At 65.4% G+C, this 19,081-nt stretch carries 20 protein-coding genes; 13 read left to right on the top strand and 7 right to left on the bottom strand.

Annotation, left to right across the window (positions count from 1 at the left end; all coding sequences use genetic code 11):
- Positions 1–58: 58 nt before the first annotated feature.
- A complete protein-coding gene (locus tag QA635_RS11605; protein ID WP_283069039.1) occupies positions 59–1,777 on the bottom strand; it encodes an adenylate/guanylate cyclase domain-containing protein in 1,719 nt (572 codons plus the stop codon).
- A gap of 366 nt (positions 1,778–2,143) precedes the next feature.
- On the opposite strand from QA635_RS11605, the gene QA635_RS11600 reads away from it, so the two are divergent.
- Entirely contained in the window at positions 2,144–2,704 is a 561-nt protein-coding gene (locus QA635_RS11600; protein WP_156436427.1) for a thiamine pyrophosphate-binding protein, read from the top strand.
- Positions 2,704–3,297: a thiamine pyrophosphate-dependent enzyme gene (locus QA635_RS11595; RefSeq protein ID WP_283069037.1), complete on the top strand. Its 594-nt coding sequence runs from the start codon at positions 2,704–2,706 to the stop codon at positions 3,295–3,297. Before QA635_RS11600 ends, QA635_RS11595 begins: the two co-directional genes overlap by 1 nt.
- 13 nt (positions 3,298–3,310) lie before the next feature.
- Here QA635_RS11595 and QA635_RS11590 read toward each other — a convergent pair whose 3' ends face one another.
- Positions 3,311–4,234 (bottom strand): LysR substrate-binding domain-containing protein, encoded by a 924-nt coding sequence (locus QA635_RS11590; protein ID WP_028334965.1) that lies wholly within the window; start codon positions 4,232–4,234, stop codon positions 3,311–3,313.
- A gap of 152 nt (positions 4,235–4,386) precedes the next feature.
- Here QA635_RS11590 and QA635_RS11585 point away from each other — a divergent pair, with 152 nt between their 5' ends.
- The 4 genes from QA635_RS11585 to hisC all read left to right on the top strand — a co-directional run bounded on the left by QA635_RS11585 (position 4,387) and on the right by hisC (position 8,706).
- Positions 4,387–5,556: an acyl-CoA dehydrogenase family protein gene (locus QA635_RS11585; protein WP_050386889.1), complete on the top strand. Its 1,170-nt coding sequence runs from the start codon at positions 4,387–4,389 to the stop codon at positions 5,554–5,556.
- Positions 5,557–5,567: 11 nt separating this feature from the next.
- Positions 5,568–6,668, top strand: coding sequence for a CaiB/BaiF CoA transferase family protein (locus QA635_RS11580; RefSeq protein WP_283069033.1), 1,101 nt, complete (start codon positions 5,568–5,570; stop codon positions 6,666–6,668).
- Between the two features lie 27 nt (positions 6,669–6,695).
- A complete protein-coding gene (locus tag QA635_RS11575; protein ID WP_157347131.1) occupies positions 6,696–7,550 on the top strand; it encodes an HTD2 family dehydratase in 855 nt (284 codons plus the stop codon).
- Between the two features lie 103 nt (positions 7,551–7,653).
- Positions 7,654–8,706 (top strand): histidinol-phosphate transaminase, encoded by a 1,053-nt coding sequence (hisC, locus tag QA635_RS11570; RefSeq protein ID WP_283069030.1) that lies wholly within the window; start codon positions 7,654–7,656, stop codon positions 8,704–8,706.
- Positions 8,707–8,713: 7 nt separating this feature from the next.
- Here hisC and QA635_RS11565 read toward each other — a convergent pair whose 3' ends face one another.
- The gene (locus QA635_RS11565) at positions 8,714–8,914 is read right to left on the bottom strand and encodes a hypothetical protein (RefSeq protein WP_283069028.1); all 201 of its coding nucleotides are present in this window, start codon (positions 8,912–8,914) and stop codon (positions 8,714–8,716) included.
- Between QA635_RS11565 and QA635_RS11560 the strand changes: the two genes are divergently transcribed.
- Both QA635_RS11560 and QA635_RS11555 read left to right on the top strand, forming a co-directional pair.
- Complete coding sequence (locus QA635_RS11560; RefSeq protein ID WP_283069026.1) at positions 8,900–9,691, top strand: MBL fold metallo-hydrolase; 792 nt, start codon at positions 8,900–8,902, stop codon at positions 9,689–9,691. The two genes, QA635_RS11565 and QA635_RS11560, sit on opposite strands and share 15 nt — an antisense overlap.
- A gap of 107 nt (positions 9,692–9,798) precedes the next feature.
- Positions 9,799–9,987, top strand: coding sequence for a Rossmann-fold NAD(P)-binding domain-containing protein (locus tag QA635_RS11555; protein ID WP_028334959.1), 189 nt, complete (start codon positions 9,799–9,801; stop codon positions 9,985–9,987).
- Positions 9,988–10,107: 120 nt separating this feature from the next.
- On the opposite strand, the gene QA635_RS11550 is transcribed toward QA635_RS11555, so the two are convergent.
- Entirely contained in the window at positions 10,108–10,707 is a 600-nt protein-coding gene (locus QA635_RS11550) for a VOC family protein (RefSeq protein ID WP_283069023.1), read from the bottom strand.
- 114 nt (positions 10,708–10,821) lie between these two features.
- Between QA635_RS11550 and QA635_RS11545 the strand changes: the two genes are divergently transcribed.
- The 4 genes from QA635_RS11545 to mdlC all read left to right on the top strand — a co-directional run bounded on the left by QA635_RS11545 (position 10,822) and on the right by mdlC (position 14,756).
- A complete protein-coding gene (locus tag QA635_RS11545) occupies positions 10,822–11,328 on the top strand; it encodes a winged helix-turn-helix transcriptional regulator (protein ID WP_283069022.1) in 507 nt (168 codons plus the stop codon).
- A gap of 98 nt (positions 11,329–11,426) precedes the next feature.
- Positions 11,427–11,810 carry a tautomerase family protein gene (locus tag QA635_RS11540; protein WP_283069021.1) on the top strand — a complete coding sequence of 128 codons (384 nt, stop codon included), beginning with the start codon at positions 11,427–11,429 and terminating at the stop codon, positions 11,808–11,810.
- Positions 11,811–11,938: 128 nt separating this feature from the next.
- On the top strand, positions 11,939–12,826 hold the full coding sequence (gene blaBJP, locus QA635_RS11535) for a BJP family subclass B3 metallo-beta-lactamase (protein ID WP_283069019.1): 888 nt from the start codon (positions 11,939–11,941) through the stop codon (positions 12,824–12,826).
- A 301-nt stretch (positions 12,827–13,127) separates the two neighbouring features.
- Entirely contained in the window at positions 13,128–14,756 is a 1,629-nt protein-coding gene (gene mdlC, locus QA635_RS11530; RefSeq protein ID WP_283069017.1) for a benzoylformate decarboxylase, read from the top strand.
- Between the two features lie 124 nt (positions 14,757–14,880).
- On the opposite strand, the gene QA635_RS11525 is transcribed toward mdlC, so the two are convergent.
- Positions 14,881–16,425, bottom strand: a complete 1,545-nt coding sequence (locus tag QA635_RS11525) for a 4-hydroxyphenylacetate 3-hydroxylase family protein (protein WP_283069016.1) — start codon at positions 16,423–16,425, stop codon at positions 14,881–14,883.
- A 91-nt stretch (positions 16,426–16,516) separates the two neighbouring features.
- On the opposite strand from QA635_RS11525, the gene QA635_RS11520 reads away from it, so the two are divergent.
- Positions 16,517–17,131, top strand: coding sequence for a TetR/AcrR family transcriptional regulator (locus tag QA635_RS11520; protein WP_283069014.1), 615 nt, complete (start codon positions 16,517–16,519; stop codon positions 17,129–17,131).
- 114 nt (positions 17,132–17,245) lie between these two features.
- Here the strand turns inward: QA635_RS11520 and QA635_RS11515 are convergent, their stop codons facing one another.
- Both QA635_RS11515 and trhA read right to left on the bottom strand, forming a co-directional pair.
- Complete coding sequence (locus QA635_RS11515) at positions 17,246–18,040, bottom strand: SDR family oxidoreductase (RefSeq protein WP_283069013.1); 795 nt, start codon at positions 18,038–18,040, stop codon at positions 17,246–17,248.
- Positions 18,041–18,266: 226 nt separating this feature from the next.
- On the bottom strand, positions 18,267–18,962 hold the full coding sequence (gene trhA / locus QA635_RS11510; RefSeq protein WP_057019273.1) for a PAQR family membrane homeostasis protein TrhA: 696 nt from the start codon (positions 18,960–18,962) through the stop codon (positions 18,267–18,269).
- Positions 18,963–19,081 lie beyond the last annotated feature (119 nt).

Genomic DNA, 19,081 nt, shown 5'->3' with positions numbered 1-19,081 from the left:
GAAACCAGTCGCCAATGGACTGCACCGAACCGCTCCGGTCTACATCGGCCGACGCACATCAAAAAGATATTCCGAACACCGGAATGGCGTCATCGAAGCCCTTGATTTGGCGACTCCCGATATCCTCCAGGGAGCGCTTGCCTCTGACGCTTGCGGCGGTCCCTGCGTCCATCAGGATTTCCCGATCTGCGGCAGATGCGCACAGGCGGGCGGCGAGATTCACGACACTGCCGATGGCCGTGTAATCGAGCCGGTCTTCGTAGCCGATCCGCCCAACCGTCGCCGATCCACTGGCAAGCCCTATTCCAAAGCCAACCTGGTAGCCCCGCGACCGCCAGCCGCCGATCAAGCCCTGCACGCGCTTCTGCATTTCGGTCGCAAGGTCGACGGCTCTCAGCGCCGGCTCCTCGACCGGCACGGGTGCGTTCACCAGCACCATCAACCCGTCTCCCGAGAAGCTGATGAGCGTTGCTTCGAACCGCGCAATGACCCTGCCCAGAACCTCATAATATTCGGACAGCACGCTCATGACTTCCTCGGGAGCGACGCCCGCGGAAAACGCGGTGAACCCGCGCAAGTCACAGAACACAACGACGACGTCGGTGCGTCGGCCATCCAGCACGCTGTCATCGCCGGCACGATCGACGAGATCGGCGACTTGAGGCGCGAGAAACCGCTTGAGCTTCGCGATCCGCTCCTGGTGCTGCTGCGCCAGCGCGAGCTCGCCGGCCATCCTGTTGAAGCTGCTTGCCAGACGCTGAAATTCGTCCCCGGTCTGGATCGAAATGCGGTGCTCGAACGATCCGGCGCCGATCCGCTCCGTCCCCTCCTCGAGCAGCCTGATCGGCTCGGTCATCCGGTGCGCGAATGCATAGGCGAGCAGCCCTGCAAATACGGTGCTGCCCGCGAGAAGCACTGTGGTCCGTCGCAACGCGGCATAGATCGGGGCGTAAGCCTCGGAGAGCGGCTGCGCCACCACGACGGTCCAGTCGGGACCCGCCACAGGAGCCGCGCGGGCGGCAACCGGACGTCCCTGTCCGTCGCGGCCCGTTGCAAAGCCCGCTCCCGGGCCGATCGCGTCGCGTATGGTGCGAAACGGCTGAGAGGTTGTTTCTTCCAGCCCGCGGAGGACGAGGCTGATGTCGGGATGGGCAATGAGACGGCCCGGCCGGTCCAGCACGAAGGCGAGGCCGGTCTCTCCCACCTTGATCGCCGATACGACATCCCAGATCAGCTTGAGATTGACTTCGGCGATGACTGCGCCGACGGCGGATCGGTTACCGACGAGCGCAATGGTCAAATACGGCTCCGAGCCTCTGTTGTAGCTGACATCGCTGAACCAAACCTGGCGCGCGTGGGCGCCGACCAGCGCAGGTTCAGCCGATCGGTCGATACGACTTTCAATTCGATTGAGGCCGACCCGTGAGACGTAGAGACGCTCCAACCCATTGTTGTCGATGAGTGTCAGGCTGACGACGGCCGGCGCTTGACGAAACAGACGCAACGCATCGGTTCGGCGATCCTCATCGGCCTCGTTGGTCCAGGGAAGCTGGACCAGCCAGCCGAGCTGGCTTGCAATGTCGGAGATGAAGTTATGAATTTCAGCGGCCGCGGAAGCCGCCTGAACACCAAGCAACTGGTCCAGCCTTGCGCGCTGATCGCGGTAACCGAACCAGGCTTCGATCGACCCGTTGATCACGAGCGGAAGCGCGACGGCCAGGAACAGCGCGAGAAAATACTTTGGGAAGAGGCCGCGAAACCGATCTCGGACAATCATGCCCTGATCCCTGAAAATGCGACGGATATATCGATATGCGAAATGAAGCCTTGAAAATGAAGCCGGCGCTGCCGCCAACCGGCATCTTCTAGCATAGAGCGTCGTTTTAGGCCGTAATGGGGCTGTCGTTCGACCCGACCAAAAGACGCAGTCGGCTCCGCCCGCCATTTCGCTTGCGTCGGCCCTGCAAAACCCTGGCCCTATAAAATTCCGGCATAGCTGGGCGAGCCAGATGCGAAGAGAATAAACCCCTGACCTGGCTTAAAGCCAGCGGTATGAGGACGCGCCAATGCGCGTCCCTTGTATTGACGCGTTTTTCTTCGCGAACCGGTACCCGGTTCGTTCGAAAACGCTACCGCCGAGGCCATGATGGACCAGATTGCCGTTCACCAGGACAGCGCAACCAGCCGGGACTGGCCGGTTGCGATCTACCGCACGCTGAAGAGCTTTGGCGTGGCACAGGTGTCCTACGTTCCCGATGCGGGACATTCCAAGCTGATCAAGCTGTCGCACGCCGATGCCGACATCAAGACCACGGTGCTGACGACAGAGGAAGAGGGCGTGGCGCTTTCGGCCGGCGCCTGGCTCGGCGGCGATCGCGCGGTGCTGTTGATGCAATCGAGCGGCGTCGGCAATTGCGTCAACATGCTGTCGCTGATGGCGAGCTGCCGTTTCCCGCTGCTCACCTTGGTGACGATGCGCGGCGAATGGGCCGAGTTCAATCCCTGGCAGATCCCGATGGGCCGGGCGACGCCGCAGGCGTTCGAGATCATGGGTACCACCGTGCTGCGGCTGGAGAACCCCGACGATGCCGAGGAGGTGATCTCGGCCGCCGCCTCGCTCGCCTATGACGGCGACCAGCAGGTCGCGGTGCTGATCTCGCAGCGGATGATCGGCCGCAAGAAGTGGACCAGGGAGACGCACTGATGTCGGCATCAACAGGCACTCTCGATCGCCGCGCTGCCGTGAAGGCGCTGCTCGCCGACCGCGGCGAGCTGCTCGTGATCTCCGGGCTCGGCTCCTCCTCCTACGACGTGTTCGACGCCGGCGAGCATCCCGGCAATTTCTATCTGTGGGGCGCGATGGGCGGCGCCGCGATGGTCGGGCTCGGCCTCGCGCTGGCGCAACCGAAGCGCCCGGTGCTCGTGATCACCGGCGACGGCGAGCAGCTGATGGGGATCGGCAGCCTGCTGACGATCGCGACCAAGCAGCCCGGCAATCTCTCGATCGCGGTGCTCGACAACGGCCATTTCGGCGAGACCGGCATGCAGCCGAGTCACTCCGGCCTCGGCGCCAGGCTCGAAGTGATTGCGAGCGGCGCAGGCATCGGCAATGTCTGTGAGATCGCCGACATGGCCGGCATCGAGAACTTCCGCAACAGCCTGCGCGATCTCGGCGGCGGCCCGCGGCTGGCGCGGATCCGGATCGCGGCCGGCGAGGTCGAGCGCGCGCTGCCGCCGCGCGACGGCACCTACCTGAAGAACCGCTTCCGCGGCCATCTCGGCTTCAAGGTGAGCTGATGCGGAGCCGCGCTCAGGCGAGCTGGATATCCCAGAGCCCCTCGGCGCGCAGCGCGGCGACCTCGTCACGCAACAGCTTCGCGATCAGCGTCATCGCGTTGGAGCCGGGATGCTCGACCGGCGAGGCCAGCGTCAGCTCGCGCCGCGGCGCCGGCCGCGCGATGGCGGCGGTCTCGAGCCGGCCCTCCGCCACCTCGGCGCGGACCGAGGACGGCGGCAGCAAGGTATATCCGAGCCCCTCCTCGACCAGGCTGGTCAGCACGCGAAACGAATCCGCCTCGAGCTTGACGTCGAGATCGATCTTCTTTTTGGCCGCGGCATGTTCGAGCAGCGCACGGAGGCCGTGCGAATGACTTGGCAGCACCAGGCGCTGGCGCATCAGCCAGCCGAAGTCGACCTGCTTCTTCGGCTTCAGCCCGCTGCCGCGCGGGCCGACCGCGACGATGCTGTCGCGGCCGAGGCTCTGCACCGCCAGATGCAGATCGACCGACGGGCCATAGATCACGGCAAGGTCCATCTCGCCGCGATGCAGCCACTCGATCAGATGGCCGCTGTAGCTCTCGACGATGCAGAGCGAGATGCCGGGATAGCGCTCCACCGTGCGCCGCGCCAGCCGCGCCGACAGCACGCAGCTCACCGTCGGCACCAGCCCGAGCACGACGCGCCCGGACGGTGCGCCGCCGGCGGACTGGATGTCGTCGCGGATCTGGTCGATCTGCCGCACGATACCGCTGGTGCGCGCCAGCAGCAGCCGGCCGGCATCGGTCAGCACCATGCCGCGGCCGTTGCGCGTGAACAATTCGGTGCGCAGCTCGTGTTCCAGCAGCTTGATCTGCCGGCTCAGCGCCGGCTGCGCGACCCGCAAGGTATCGGATGCCTTGCTCAGGCTCCCGAGTTCCGCGACGCACGCAAAGGTCCTAAGCTGGCGGAAATCCATACTTGCCAATCCTGGAAGGCAGGTTCATACGCTATAACAAAACAGCATAGGGAGTTTACCGGGGCCCCACAACAGCGGGCGTTTTCTTCACGCGAACCGATTTCCGCTTCGCTCGAACACGCTCTGGCGCAACCTCTCGGCAAGACGAAACAATGACCGCACACGATCAACACATCGACGACCATTCCGACATCCGCGACGCGGTGGCAAAACTCTGCGCGCAGTTTCCCGGCGAATACTGGCGCAAGCTCGATCGCCAGATGGCCTATCCGAAGGAGTTCGTCGATGCGCTGACGGAGGCCGGCTATCTCTCGGTCTTGATCCCCGAGGAATATGGCGGCGCCGGCCTGAAGCTGTCGGCGGCGGCGGCGATCCTGGAAGAGATCCAGCGCGCCGGCTGCAACGGCGGCGGCTGCCACGCCCAGATGTACACGATGGGCACCGTGCTGCGGCACGGCAATGACGCGCAAAAGGCCAAGTATCTGCCGAAGGTCGCGACCGGCGAGTTGCGGCTGCAGGCGTTCGGCGTCACCGAGCCGACCAGCGGCACCGACACGTCGTCGCTGAAAACCTTCGCGCGCCGCGAGGGCGACCATTACGTCGTCAACGGCCAGAAGATCTGGACCAGCCGCGCCGAGTATTCCGACCTGATGGTCCTGCTCGCGCGCACCACGCCGAAGGAGCAGTCGAAGAAGCGCACCGACGGTCTCTCGGTGTTCATCGTCGACATGCGCGAGGTGAAGGGCAAGGGGCTGGAGATCCGCCCGATCCGCACCATGATGAACCACGCCACGACCGAAGTGTTCTTCACCGACATGAAGGTGCCGGCGGAGAATCTGATCGGCGAGGAAGGCAAGGGTTTTCGCTACATCCTCTCCGGCATGAACGCCGAGCGCATCCTGATCGCCGCCGAGTGCGTCGGCGACGCCAAGTGGTTCATCGCCAAGGCGACCAACTACGCCAAGGAGCGCAGCGTGTTCGGCCGGCCGATCGGCCAGAATCAAGGCATCCAGTTCCCGGTCGCCAAGGCCTATGCCTCGATGCGCGCGGCCGAATTGATGGTGAAGGAAGCCACCCGCAAATATGAAGCCGGTCTCGACTGCGGCGCCGAGGCCAACATGGCCAAGATGCTGGCGGCCGATGCCTCCTGGGAAGCGGCCAATGCCTGCGTGCAAACCCATGGCGGCTTCGGCTTCGCCGAGGAATACGACGTCGAGCGCAAGTTCCGCGAGACCCGGCTCTACCAGGTGGCGCCGATCTCGACCAACCTGATCCTGTCCTACGTCGCCGAGCATGTGCTCGGCATGCCCCGCTCCTACTGAGTTGCTTGATCATGCTGCCGCTTGAGGGATTGACCGTCATCGCCGTCGAGCAAGCGGTTGCCGCGCCGTTCTGCTCGTCACGCCTCGCCGACGCCGGCGCCCATGTCATCAAGATCGAGCGGCCCGAAGGCGATTTCGCCCGCGGCTACGACGCCGCGGCGAAGGGCCAGAGCAGCTATTTCGTCTGGCTGAACCGCGGCAAGGATTCTGCCGTGGTCGACCTCGCCACCAAGGAAGGCCGCGCGCAGCTCGAGACGCTGATCGCCGACGCCGACGTGCTGCTGCAGAACCTCAAGCCCGGCTCGATGGACAAGCTCGGCTTCGCGCGCGAGCGGCTGCGCAAGGATTACCCGAAGCTGATCATGTGCACGATCACGGGCTATGGCGACACCGGCCCCTATGCCGACCGCAAGGCCTATGACCTGTTGATCCAGGCCGAGAGCGGCCTTGCCTCGATCACCGGCGGCCCGGAAGGCGCCTCGCGCGTCGGCATGTCGATCGTCGACGTCGCAACCGGCGCCACCGCACATGCCGCGATCCTCGAGGCGCTGATCGGCCGCGGCCGCACCGGAGACGGTGCCGACATCCGCATCTCGATGTTCGACGTCATGGCCGACTGGCTCACCGTGCCGCTGCTCAATGCCGAGGACGGCAAGTCGCCGAAGCGGATCGGCCTCGCCCATCCCTCGATCGCGCCCTATGGCGTGTTCCGCTCGAAGGACGGCAAGGAGATCCTGATCTCGATCCAGAGCGAGCGCGAGTGGAAGACGCTCTGCGCCAAGGTGCTGGGCCAGCCCGGCCTGCCCGACGATCCGCGCTTTGCCAACATGGTCGAGCGCGTGCGCAACCGGGTGCTGACCGACGGAATCGTCAGCGACAGCTTCGGCAAATTGACGCGCGAGGAATTGCTGGCGAAGCTTGCCGAGGCCGATATCGCCTTTGCCGAGGTCAACAGCATGGACGACCTCGCGAAACATCCGCATCTGCGCCGCGTCGAGGTCGACACGCCGAACGGCAAGGTCAGCTATCCGGCGCCGGCCGCGATCGTGGTCGGCGAGGACAGGCACTACGGCAAGGTGCCCGCGATCGGCGAGCGCACCAGACGTTCCTGAAATCCCTCCTGCCCGGGCAACACAATCATGAGCGACAAACTCGACCTCGATCATCTCCGCCAATGGATCGGCAAGACCACGGAGGCCTCCGACGTCGTCACCAAATATCTCGTGATGGGGCTGCGCGCGACGCTGTTCCAGGAGATCGGCGAGCCGAAGGCCGGTGACGCCGCGCCGTGGACCACGCATTGGTGCCTGGCGCAGCCGGTGTTTCCGATGTCGCAGCTTGGCCCCGACGGCCACCCGACCCGCGGCGGCTTCCTGCCGCCGGTGCCGCTGCCGCGCCGGATGTGGGCCGGCGGCGAGCTCGAATTCTTCGACAGCTTGCGCATCGGCGATGAGGCCAAACGCACCTCGAAGATCGTCGACGTCACGGTCAAATCAGGCTCGACCGGCACGCTGTGCTTCGTCTCGGTCAATCACGAGGTGACGACCTCGCGCGGGCTTGCGGTGCGCGAACGGCAGGACATCGTTTATCGCGAGATGACGAGCACGCAGGGCGCTGCGCCGGCCAAGGCGCCGCCGCCTCCGCCGGTCGCGCAGCATCGCGAGAGCCACGTCTCCGACCCGGTGCTCTTGTTCCGCTACTCGGCGCTGACCTTCAACGGCCATCGCATTCATTACGACCGCGACTACGTCACCAAGGTCGAGGGCTATCCGGGCCTGATCTTCCACGGCCCGCTGCAGGCTTCCTTCATCGTCGAGTTCGCCGCCAAGCTGCGCGGCGGCAAGCCGCCGAAGAAGCTCGCCTATCGCGGCGTGCAGCCGCTGTTCGAGGGCAGCGAGTTCTCGATCAATGCCAGCGACAAGGACGGCGGCATGGAGCTGTGGACCGCGAATGCCGAGGGCCAGCCGACCATGAAGGGCACGGCGACCTGGTAACGCGCGAGCACGACGCCTGTCATAACGCGAGGGAATAAAGAGGCGCTTTCATCAGCGCCTCGTATTCCTTATTGTGATCGCGTTCATCCCTGGATCGCAGATCATGAGTCGCTTCTGGAGTTCGGTCGTCCACAATCTGTCGCCATACGTGCCCGGCGAGCAGCCGAAGATCGACGGCCTTATCAAGCTCAATACCAACGAAAATCCCTACCCGCCGTCGCCGCGTGCGGTGGCGGCGATCACGGCGACGACGGATCGCCTGCGGCTCTATCCGGACCCGCGCGCAACCGCGCTGCGTGAGGCGATCGCGAGGCGCTACGGCGTCGCGGAGGACGACGTGTTCGTCGGCAACGGCTCGGACGAGGTGCTGGCCCACGCGTTCCCGGCGCTGCTGAAGCACGATGCGCCGCTGCTGTTTCCCGATATCACCTACAGCTTCTACCCGGTCTATTGCCGCCTCTATGGCGTCGGCTACGAGACCGTGCCGCTCGACGCCGCGATGCGGCTGAACCTTGCCGACTACCGGCGGCCCGGCAGCGCCGTCCTGCTGTGCAATCCCAACGCACCGACCGGCACCGCGCTGCCGCGCGCCGCGATCGAGGCGCTGCTCACCGAGCATCCCGACCGGCTGGTGGTGGTCGACGAGGCCTATGTCGACTTCGGCGCCGAGAGCGCCGTGCCGCTGGTCGCGCGCCACGACAATCTGCTCGTCATCCAGACGCTCTCCAAGTCGCGCGCGCTGGCCGGCTTGCGCGTCGGCTTCGCCATCGGCCAACGCCCGCTGATCGAGGCGCTGGAGCGGGTCAAGGACAGCTTCAACTCCTATCCGCTGGACTGCTTCGCGCTCGCAGGCGCGGTCGCCTCCATCGAGGACGAGGCGTGGTTCGAGGAGACGCGGCAACGCATCATCCGGAGCAGAGAGGCGCTGGTCCGCAGCCTCATTGAGCTGGGCTTCGAGGTGCTGCCGTCGCAGGCGAATTTCGTGTTCGCCCGCCATCCCAGCCATCGCGGCGCCGATCTCGCCGCGAGGTTGCGCGAGCGCGGCGTGCTGGTGCGGCATTTTCAGAAGCCGCGGATCGAGGACTTCTTGCGCATCACGGTCGGCACCGACGATGAGTGCGGCCGCCTGATCGGCCTGCTGCGCGGCATGGTCTGATAGCCGTTCACAAGCGACGCAACTTGCGATCGACGGCGCCAACCTGCATAGTGACCGCGCGTTGGGATGCACGGTTCTCCGGGAAGGAGCGGTCATGCAATTTGCGATCGGCGACGCAACCGTCGACGTCATCGTCGACGACGACGATTTCGGCCTTCCGCTCGCCGAATTCCTGCCCGGACACGATCGCGGCTTGATCGAAGCGCATCGTGCCACGCTGGAGCCGGTGTTCATCGACCTCACCCGGGGCGTCGCGAAACACGCGATCCAGAGTTTTGTGGTGCGAACCGGCGGCCGAACGCTGCTGATCGACGCCTGCATCGGCGAGCACAAGGACATCCCCGAGATTCCGGCCTGGCATCGGCGGCGCGGCAGCGGCTTCCTCGATCGATTGCGCGCGTGCGGCATCGACCCGGCCGGCATCGACGTCGTATTCTGCACCCATCTGCATGTCGATCACGTCGGCTGGAATACCCGCCAGGACAGCGGCCGCTGGCAGCCGACCTTTCCCAACGCGCGGTATCTGTTCGGCCGCCGCGAGCTGGCCGACTGGATGACGCAGCATGATGCCGGACGTGCCCCGCCGATCCACGCCCGCGCCCTGGAGCAGAGCGTCATCCCGATCGTCGAGGCAGGCCGTGTCGATCTGGTCGACGATGGCCATCAGTTGGGACCGGGCCTGCGGCTGGTCCCGCTGCCGGGCCACACCAGCGGCCAGATGGGGCTGATGGTAGACTACGCACAACATCGCGCGATCTTTTGCGGCGATGCCGTGCACAATCCGGTGCAGATCTTCCAGCCCGATCTGTCGACATCATCCTGTGCCGACCCACAGCTCGCGCGCGAGACGAGGACGAAGATCCTGGCAGAGGCCGCGGACAGCGGCCGCCTCGTCATACCCGCCCACTTCCGCGGCCCGCGCTGTGCTCATGTTCGCCGAGACGGCGGTGGCTACGCGCCGGTACTCGATGCGCGGCATGGGTAAGATGCAACACCCGGAGCCACAGCTCACCGGGTGAAAGCCGGGTGTATCATCCGGCCCCTTGGAACCGAATGCCGGCTTGCGCGTTCCCCGCCCTGACGGAGGACGCCATGCTTAGAGATGAACAGGTCGCGGTTCTCTGCGACATCGCCCAATCCATTGCCTTCGCTGACGACGTGCAAGGCGAAGTCGACCGGCTCATCAGGGAGGGATACGTCGCCAAGGACGGCGACCTCTACGAGCTGACGCCGAAGGCCGAGAAGGTTTTGTCCGAGCGCGGCGCCAGCCTCAAGGCGTAACTCCGCCTACTCGGCCGGCGTACACCGCGTCCCCGGCAACTTTGACGCCGAGCGCGGCGGTCCGTTCGCGAAACTGCGCGATCGATTGCGCCGCCATGACGGATACTCCTGTTTGATCCTTCACTCCGGCAGCGGCTTGCCGGCCTGCTCGCGCACGATGTAGTCGGCGTACCAGTCCGGCCAGTTCGCATCGTGGCCGCCGGTTCGCTTCTCGTGCTCGCCATGGGCTTCGGCTGCGCGCCGGAGCGCCGCGGCAAGATCAGCGGATGAAGCGAAAGTCGTGCTGTTTCCGTCGACGCGTCCGGGCAGACGCTGCGTCACCTGCTGCAGCAGCCAGACATTGCCGTCGGGATCGTTGAAGGTCGCCAGCGAACCGTAGCTCGGCCGCTCCGGATCGGGTCCCTTGATGCGGCCCGCCGCCCCGCGATGGAACACCTCGCTGACATCGGCGCCGCGCGCGATCAGGTCGGCGCGCGCCGCCTCGATGTCGTTCACGATCAGGAAGCGCGGCAGCGCGGATCCCTTGTCGAGATGGATCGAGGTCGGCGAGCCCGGCGGCGTCAGCTGCAGCGCCCGGGACCCGTCCGCCCTGACGAAATCGGCGTCGAGCCGCCAGCCGAGATTTTCATAAAAGCGCTTGGCCCGGTCGACATCGGACACCGGAATCACCACGACCTCGAGCTTCATGTCGATACCCGATTTCCTGCCTTCGGTACTCATGGCGTGCTCCTTGAAATGTGAGGGACCGGGCCGGAAACGGCCGTTGCATCCATATCGACGATAGCCCATATTGCTATGAAAATCATAGCAACAATGCCGGATGAAGAAAACGTGATGGCAAGGCCAAAGGGCAACCCTGCTGACCAAACGCTGTGTCCGGTGGCGCGCGCGGAGACCGTGGTGGGCGACCGCTGGACCGTGCTGGTGCTGCGCGAGCTGTTCGCGCGCAACCATCGCTTCGAGGAGATTCAGGCCCATACCGGCGCGACCCCGCAGATGCTCACCGCGCGGCTGAAGAAGCTGGAGGCGGACGGACTGGTGACGCGGCGCGTCTACAACAAGCGGCCGCTGCGCCACGAATATCATCTGACGGAGAAGGGCGCGGCGTTCTTCCCCGTCATGTTTGCCCTGCGCGCCTGGGGCGAGACCTGGTGCAAGTCACCCAGGGACGGTCTTTCCATGAACTATACGCACCTCGTCTGCGGCAAGCCGGCCGGGCTCGGTCCGGTCTGCCAGTCCTGCGGCAAGCCGCTGCATTGGTCGGACATGGTTGCGGAGCGAACGCCCAAATACCAGAGAGAGCGCGATGCGCGCTGGGAGGCCTTCAAGGCGGCCCGCTGAACGCACCGACCTCGCCGGCGCAAGCGGACGATGCCCGTTCGCACCGTCGTACATCCCGATCACGCGGGGCCGAGCCTCGCGCAACACAGGAGACCACCATGCCATTCGTTCGCATCGACCTGAAGCGCGGCAAGTCCGCCGAATATCGCAAGACGCTGGGCGAGATCGTCTACAAGGCGATGCGCGAGGTGATCAACGTGCCGGAGAACGACAAGTTTCAGGTCATCACCGAGCACGACCGTGGCGATCTGAACTACGCCGACAACTATCTCGGCAATACCTACAGCGACGATCTCGTCTTCATCCAGATCACCATGAATGCCGGGCGCACCGTCGAGATGAAGAAGGCGTTCTACAAGCGGATCGTGGACGACTATCAGAGCCAGCTGCAGGGCCGGCCGGACGACGTTGTCATCAACCTGGTCGAGGTCGCCAAGGAGAACTGGTCGTTCGGCCACGGCATCGCGCAATACGCGAGCTGAACGCAGAACAGGAATGCGCCGGACGGACGGCCGCCTGCCCGGCGGCTTGCCTTCCGCAGCTTGCGGTCGGCGTTGCCAGCACGCATAGTCCCGCCCGTGCACGAACAACAACAAAGAGGGAGGCAACCATGAGGACGATCGCAGCCGCGCTGTGCGCGCTCACGCTGATCGCAACCGGTGCGCAGGCACAGACGCTCAAGGACTTCATGGCTGTTGTCATGAAGAAATGGACCGCGCCGTTCGAACCGTTCCAGCTCATCGACAATATCTACTACGTGGGCACTGACGGGATCGCGGTCTACGTCATCAAGACGTCGCAAGGGCTGATCCTGATGGACACGGCGATGCAGCAGTCGACCGGCATGATCAAGGACAACATCGCCAAGCTCGGCTTCAAGGAGGGCGACATCAAGGTCATCCTCAACACCCACGCCCATCTCGACCACACCGGCGGCTTTGCCGAGATCAAGAAGGAGACCGGCGCGCAACTGATCGCCGGCGAGCGCGACAAGCCGCTGCTCGAGGGCGGCTATTATCCGGGCGACGAGAATAACGCCGATCTCGCCTTTGCGCCGGTGAAAGTCGACCGCACCGTCAAGGAAGGCGACAAGGTGACGCTCGGCGATGTCACGCTGACCGCGCACACCACCCCCGGCCATTCGCCCGGCTGCACCAGCTGGGAGATCACGGTCAAGGACGGCAGCCAGGCGCGCAACGTGCTGTTCTTCTGCAGCGGAACGGTGGCGCTGAACCGGCTGGTCGGCCGTCCGACCTATCCCGGCATCGTCGACGACTACCGCTCGACCTTCACCAAGGTCAAGGCGATGAAGGTCGACGTGCTGCTCGGGCCGCATCCGGAGGTCTACGGCATGCAGGCCAAGCGGGCGCAGATGAAGGACGGCGCGCCGAACCCATTCGTCAAGCCGGGCGAAAATGCCACCTACGTGGCCGGGCTGGAGCAGGATTTCGACAAGCAGCTCGCCAAGCAGACCGCCGCGCTGCAGAAGTCCAATTAACTAGCGCAACGGAATGTCATCCCGTCATCCCCGCGCAAAGGCTGCACCTTTGTCGCTGGAGGAGCGCGCATCAGCGCGCGTCTCGAAGGATCGACGGCCCAACTCGGGCCACGCATCCTTCGAGGCTCGCTCCGCTCGCACCTCAGGATGACGTGGAATAGCCGACGGTGCTTCTTCCACGCTGGAGCGCATCCAGACCGCGGCTTGACATCGTCAGGCAATCCATCGACAGGTGGATTGCCTTTCCGCTTTTGCCGCCCGCAATGACGGAACGTAACAAGACAGAAATGGGAGCCGCCCGATGTCCTCGCGCAAACCCGCCGCCAGCAAAGGCACGACCGTCACCGTCAAGGACGCCACCTTCGGCCTGCTGCGCGCGTGGGGCATCAAGAAGGTGTTCGGCAATCCCGGCTCGACCGAGCTGCCGTTCCTGAGCGACTGGCCCGACGACATCGACTACGTGCTCGGCCTGCAGGAGGCTTCCGTCGTCGGCATGGCCGACGGCTATGCGCTGGCGACGCGTAATGCCGGTTTCGTCAATCTGCATTCGGCGGCCGGCGTCGGCAACGCGCTCGGCAACATCTACAACGCGTATCGCAACCAGACCCCGCTGGTGATCACCGCGGGCCAGCAGGCGCGCTCGATCATGCCGCTGCAAGCCTTCCTCTATGCCGAGCGGGCCTCGGAATTCCCGCGGCCTTACGTGAAATTCGCGGTCGAGCCGGCGCGCGCCGAAGACGTGCCCGCCGCGATCGCGCGCGCCTATTATGTCGCGATGCAGCCGCCCTGCGGGCCGACCTTCGTCTCGGTGCCGATCGGCGACTGGGCGCATGCGACGCAGCCGCTCGACGCGCGCCAGGTCAGCCGCGAGATCGGCCCCGATCTGTCGGCGATGCAGGCGCTGGTGGCCGCGCTTGGCGAGGCCAAGCGCCCTGCCCTCGTCGTCGGCCCGGCCGTCGATCGTGCCGAGGCGGTCGATCTCATGGTTGGCGTCGCCGAGAAGTCGAGAGCCGCGGTCTGGGCCAGCCCGTTCTCGGCGCGCTGCTCGTTCCCCGAACGGCATCCGCAGTTCGCCGGCTTCCTGCATGCCGCGCCGGGCCAGCTCTCCGATGCGCTGCGCGATCACGATCTCGTCGTCGTGGTCGGCGCGCCGGTCTTCACTTTCCATGTCGAGGGCCATGCGGCGATCTTCGACGGTTCGACCACGATCTTCCAGATCACCGACGATCCGGATGCCGCCGCGATGACGCCGACCGGCCACAGCATCGTCGCGACGATGAAGCCGGCGCTGACGGCGCTGCTCGAGATGCTGCCCGAGACCAGGCGCTCCGCGCCGGCCGGCCGCATCCTGCCGCCGGCGCCCGCGGCCGGCGACCCGATCCCCGCCGAATACGCGCTGCACGCGCTCTCGGCCGCGATGGGGTCGCATGATGCGCTGGTCGAGGAAATACCGTCGCACCGCCCGCTGATGCAGAAGGCGATGCCGATGCACGGCCAGGACAGCTTCTACACCATGGCGAGCGGCGGCCTCGGCTACAGCCTGCCGGCCGCGGTCGGCATGGCGCTCGGTCGACGCCAGGGACGCACGGTCTGCCTGATCGGCGACGGCTCGGCGATGTATTCGATCCAGGCGCTGTGGACATCGGCGCAGCGCAAGTTGCCGCTGACGGTCGTCGTGCTGAACAATTCCGGCTACGGCGCGATGCGCTCGTTCAGCCAGGTGATGCAGGTGCGCAACGTGCCGGGCCTCGATCTGCCCGGCATCGATTTCGTCAAGCTCGCCGAAGGCCTGGGCTGCGACGCCGTGCGGGTGACGAAATCAGCCGAGCTTCCGGGCGCCTACCAGCGCGCGCTGTCGCATCAAGGCACCAGCCTGATCGAGGTGATGGTCGATTCCGCGGTGCCGCTGCTCTACGCGCAGAAGAGCTGAGCGGCAATCTCGCCACGTCATTGCGAGCGAAGCGAAGCAATCCATCTTTCGGCAAGTGGAGATATGGATTGCTTCGTCGCTGCCGCTCCTCGCAATGACGGCTGGACATATATTCGCAACCTTATTACGAGGGCATTGGATCGCCGAGCATGGGCGCCGCTGACGGCGTCGGCGCCTCGCAGCCGGTTGCGCAGCAGCGTCCGGGCTGCTTCGACACCCGTTGTCCCTGGTCGACGAGGTCGCGGCCGAGCAAATTCTCGACCAGCTCGGCCTTCTCCATCACCGGATAGTTGCGCCAGATCTCGCGCTTCATCGCCTCCGGCGAGCCGCCGCCGTGCAACGAGATCACCGAATACCAGCCGGCTTCGTGCGAGACGGTGAGGTCCTCGATCAGCCGCGCCACCTCGGCGCGCTGCTCGGCCGGGATATCGGGACGTCCGCCCATGACAGCGGCAAGCGAGGCGCGCGTTTCCGGATTGTGATCCTCGTCGGGCCCCGGCAGCGCGACGATCAGCCCGCCGGAGACGTAATGCGCGACGCGGTGCATGTCGTAGATCTTGGTCGCCAGCAGCAGCTTGCCGATGTTGGAGAACACCGCATCCGGCATCACCGAGCCCGCCGGATCCTTCGTGCAGTAGACCGAGGAGGCGACGCCGCAGGCATAGAAGCTTTCGGTGATGGTGATCAGCTCGACCATCGCCTCGCGGATATGCGCGTGCTTCTCGGCATCGAGCCCGTTGGCCTCGATCATCAGCGCGCCGGCGCCGATCAAGAGATCGCCGAAGCCGGCGCGGGCGCCGATGCAGGAATGCCGGTGATGCGTCGCGTATGAGGTGGTGAGGAAGCCGCCCTCCTCGGTCTCGCCGGCGAGGAACACGCGGTCATGCGGCACGAATACGTCGTCGAACATCACGACGCCGACCGACTGGCCATACTTCGCCGAGAATTTCGCCGCGGCATCGCCCGGCCGGCCCGCCGGGCGTGCGACGATGGTGACGCCGGGTGCATCGACCGGCACGGCGCAACAGACCGCAAAATCCTTGTCGGCGGGCACATGGGTGCGGCACGGCATGACAAGGAATTCGTGCATGTAAGGCGCGCCGGTCACGATCGCCTTGGTGCCGCGGATCACGATGCCGTCGGGCCGACGTTCCTTGATGTGGACGTAGACGTCCGCATTGGCCTGCAGGCCGGGACGCTTCGAGCGGTCGCCCTTCGCATCGGTCATGGCGATGCCGAGCGTCAGATCCTGGTCCTGCACCTCGTGCAGATAGTTGAGGAAGCGCTGGCTGTAGTCGGTGCCGTGGCGATCGTCGGTCAGCCTGGTCGCCTGAAAGAGACCGTTCAGCGCATCATGGCTCAGGTAGCGCTGCGCGCAGCCCGACGTCCTGCACACCAGCCGCACCGCCTCGAGCTTGTCGAGCAGGTCCTGCGAACTCCGATTGATGTGGAGCATGCGGTTGACGGTCTTGCCCGAGGTACCCTGCCGCGCCGTCATGATCGGCACATGCTCGGGCTGCAGCGCGAAATCATAGGTCACGCCGACGCCTGCCACGCCGGGCGCCAGCAACGGCTCGTCCGCGACGCTCGCAACGGCCGCGCCGTTGATGAACACACGCGGTTTGTAGCGGCGCAGGGATTCCCGGTAGTCCGCAGCCGTCATCAGCATGGCGCTTCTCCCTTGCTCATTTATTCTAACATTGTTAAATTATCTAACGCTGTTAGAATTGAGTCAAGAACGGATTCGCCGGGCCATGCAGATGCGCGAGAGCAGGAAGGAAGCGGTCAGCCGCCACAAGCGGGAGCTGATCCTCGACGCGGCGCGCAGCGTGTTCGCGGAGGAAGGCCTCGAGGGCGCGAGCCTGCGGGCGATCGCGACGCGGGCCGGCTACACGCCGGCGGCGCTGTACTTCCATTTCGATTCCAAGGAGGCGATCTACGCCGAGGTGCTGCGGCAATCGCTGGCCTCGCTCGGCGAAGCCGTCAGTGCGGCAGTCGCGACGACGCGCGGCGCCAAGCAGAAGCTGCACGCCGCAGGCATGGGCTTCTTCCGCTATTACGCGGACAACCCGCGCGACCTCGATCTCGGCTTCTATTTGTTCCGCGGCGGCATGAAGCCGGCCGGGCTCGGCCATGACCGCGATCACGCGCTGAACGCCGCGCTGGAGGCGGCGCTGCATCCGATCGCCGAAGCCGCAGAGGCGCTCGGCGCCTCCAGGTCGAAGGCGAACACGGTGATGGTGGACTGCTTCGCGCATGCGACCGGCCTCCTGCTGCTATTGCACACCGGCCGCATCAGGATGTTCGGCGCCTCGGCGCCCGATTTGATGGACGCCTATCTGCGCGACAGGATCGCGCAGATCGCAAAGGAGTGAGGCCGCCTCAGTTGCGCGGCCGATATCGTAGCCCGGATGAAGCGCAGCAAAATCCGGGATTCACGCGCGCACGTTCGACCCGGACTACGCTTCGCTCCATCCGGGCTACAGGTCTCACTTACCGTGCGCTTCCCGCATCTTGGCCTGGATCTTGGCCATGCCGCCGATCCAGCGGTCGTAATTCTCGGTCTTCTTGCGCATGTAGCCGAGCACCTGCGGATGCGGCAGGATCAGGAAGGTCTCCTGCTCGATGCCCTTGAGTGCATCCTGCGCGACCTGCTCGGCGGAAAGATCGCCGTCGCCGGATTGCGGGCCCTTCGGGATCGAGCGCAGCATGTTGGTGTCGACGCCCTGCGGGCAGAGGATCGAGACCTTGATGTTGTCGGCGCGGTGCGAGATCGCGAGGTTTTCCGCAAAGCCGACCGCGGCGTGCTTGGTGGTCGAATAGGCCGGGCTGCCGACCTGCGACAAGAGGCCCGCGGCCGAGATCGTGTTGAGGAAATAGCCGCCGCCGCGCCCCTTCATGCGCGGCACCAGATGCCGCGCGGCATAGACATGCGCCATCACATGGATCGCCCAGCTCCGTGACCACGGCTCGTCCGAGGTGCCGCCGGCATTCACCGACAGCGGATCGAAGCCGCCGCCGATGCCGGCATTGGAGCAGAACAGCGCGATCGGGCCGAACATGCGCTCGGTCTCGTCGATCACATGCAGGATGTTCTTCTCCTGCCCGACGTCGCATTTGAAGGCGGCACCACCGACCGTGGCCGCGACCTTCTCGGCCGCGCCATGATCGAGGTCGACGACCACGACCTTCGACGCGCCTGCGGCATGGAACGCCTCGCACAGCGCCTTGCCGATGCCATTGCCACCGCCGGTGACCACCACAACCTTACCTGCCACCTGCATGGCCATCCTCCCGCTATCTTTGCTCGTACGTTGTTGCCTTGCCCATTCTGCCCTGCGCCGTCCGTCATCCTGAGGAGCGCGACGCGCGTCTCGAAGGATGAACGGCCCGGCTGGTGGCCGTCGACCCTTCGAGACGCCGCTGCGCGGCTCCTCAGGGTGACGGTGTGAGGGCTGAATGCGCCTATCACGAAACATGATAGCCCATTCGCCGCAGATGGCGAGAACTTCAGCTCGCCAGCACGACGTCAAACACCGCCGTGTAGTGGCAGGCAGCCCCGAGCAGCACGAAGCAGTGCCAGATCGCGTTCTGGAAGCGCAGCCGCCGCCAGGAGTGGAAGATCACGCCCAGGCTGTAGAGAATACCGCCGGCCAGCACGAAGCCGAGCGCCATCGCCGGCAGCGCCTTCACGACGCGGTCGTAGAGCATGATGCCGCTCCAGCCCATCGCGAGATAGAGCCCGATCGAGAGCCGGTCGAAGCGGCCGGGATAGCGCAGCTTCAGCCAGATCCCGACGATCGCCACGCACCACACCCCGACCAGCAGCGCGATCGCGAAGGTGCTGTCCTTCAGTTCCACGATGAACGGCGTGTAAGTCGCGGCGATCAGCAGATAGATCGCGGAATGGTCGAAGCGCCGCAGCACCCATTTGGCGCGCGACACCGGCCACAGATTATAGGTCGCCGACAGCACCAGCATCGCGAGCAGGCCGGCGACATAGACCGACACCACGGCGATGTCGAACGGGCCGGCATAGACCGCGGTCAGCACGATCAGCGCGGTGGCGGCGACCAGCCCGAACGCGACGCCGACGAGATGAACGACGCCGTCGGCGATCAGCTCGGCACGGTCGTAGTTCCACAGCGCGGCGCCGGCCGCGTGGATCGAGGTCGAGGCAAGTTGCTTCAGGCGGAAGACCGTCATGCAGGCTTTCCCGTGGGCCGATGGACGATGGGGAGCGCGGGTGGTCTGACGCGTTCAATTCCCCTGCCCCCCGACAACCCCTCGCCTGCAAAGGCGCCGGAAATGTGAAGCTTGATTTT

It is taken from the genome of Bradyrhizobium brasilense, from assembly GCF_029714345.1.
Taxonomy (GTDB): Bacteria; Pseudomonadota; Alphaproteobacteria; order Rhizobiales; family Xanthobacteraceae; genus Bradyrhizobium; species Bradyrhizobium australafricanum.
The sequence above is the reverse complement of the archived record's forward strand: the minus strand, read 5'-3'. Positions and strand labels throughout refer to the sequence as shown.

Excerpts from the sequence above, each read along its gene's own strand:
- QA635_RS11605 (WP_283069039.1), bottom strand. The coding sequence starts at position 1,777 with ATGATTGTCCGAGATCGGTTTCGCGGCCTCTTCCCAAAGTATTTTCTC.
- QA635_RS11600 (WP_156436427.1), top strand. The coding sequence starts at position 2,144 with ATGATGGACCAGATTGCCGTTCACCAGGACAGCGCAACCAGCCGGGAC.
- QA635_RS11595 (WP_283069037.1), top strand. The coding sequence starts at position 2,704 with ATGTCGGCATCAACAGGCACTCTCGATCGCCGCGCTGCCGTGAAGGCG.
- QA635_RS11590 (WP_028334965.1), bottom strand. The coding sequence starts at position 4,234 with ATGGATTTCCGCCAGCTTAGGACCTTTGCGTGCGTCGCGGAACTCGGG.
- QA635_RS11585 (WP_050386889.1), top strand. The coding sequence starts at position 4,387 with ATGACCGCACACGATCAACACATCGACGACCATTCCGACATCCGCGAC.
- QA635_RS11580 (WP_283069033.1), top strand. The coding sequence starts at position 5,568 with ATGCTGCCGCTTGAGGGATTGACCGTCATCGCCGTCGAGCAAGCGGTT.
- QA635_RS11575 (WP_157347131.1), top strand. The coding sequence starts at position 6,696 with ATGAGCGACAAACTCGACCTCGATCATCTCCGCCAATGGATCGGCAAG.
- hisC (WP_283069030.1), top strand. The coding sequence starts at position 7,654 with ATGAGTCGCTTCTGGAGTTCGGTCGTCCACAATCTGTCGCCATACGTG.
- QA635_RS11565 (WP_283069028.1), bottom strand. The coding sequence starts at position 8,914 with ATGCGCTTCGATCAAGCCGCGATCGTGTCCGGGCAGGAATTCGGCGAG.
- QA635_RS11555 (WP_028334959.1), top strand. The coding sequence starts at position 9,799 with ATGCTTAGAGATGAACAGGTCGCGGTTCTCTGCGACATCGCCCAATCC.
- QA635_RS11550 (WP_283069023.1), bottom strand. The coding sequence starts at position 10,707 with ATGAGTACCGAAGGCAGGAAATCGGGTATCGACATGAAGCTCGAGGTC.
- QA635_RS11545 (WP_283069022.1), top strand. The coding sequence starts at position 10,822 with ATGGCAAGGCCAAAGGGCAACCCTGCTGACCAAACGCTGTGTCCGGTG.
- QA635_RS11540 (WP_283069021.1), top strand. The coding sequence starts at position 11,427 with ATGCCATTCGTTCGCATCGACCTGAAGCGCGGCAAGTCCGCCGAATAT.
- blaBJP (WP_283069019.1), top strand. The coding sequence starts at position 11,939 with ATGAGGACGATCGCAGCCGCGCTGTGCGCGCTCACGCTGATCGCAACC.
- mdlC (WP_283069017.1), top strand. The coding sequence starts at position 13,128 with ATGTCCTCGCGCAAACCCGCCGCCAGCAAAGGCACGACCGTCACCGTC.
- QA635_RS11525 (WP_283069016.1), bottom strand. The coding sequence starts at position 16,425 with ATGCTGATGACGGCTGCGGACTACCGGGAATCCCTGCGCCGCTACAAA.
- QA635_RS11520 (WP_283069014.1), top strand. The coding sequence starts at position 16,517 with ATGCGCGAGAGCAGGAAGGAAGCGGTCAGCCGCCACAAGCGGGAGCTG.
- QA635_RS11515 (WP_283069013.1), bottom strand. The coding sequence starts at position 18,040 with ATGCAGGTGGCAGGTAAGGTTGTGGTGGTCACCGGCGGTGGCAATGGC.
- trhA (WP_057019273.1), bottom strand. The coding sequence starts at position 18,962 with ATGACGGTCTTCCGCCTGAAGCAACTTGCCTCGACCTCGATCCACGCG.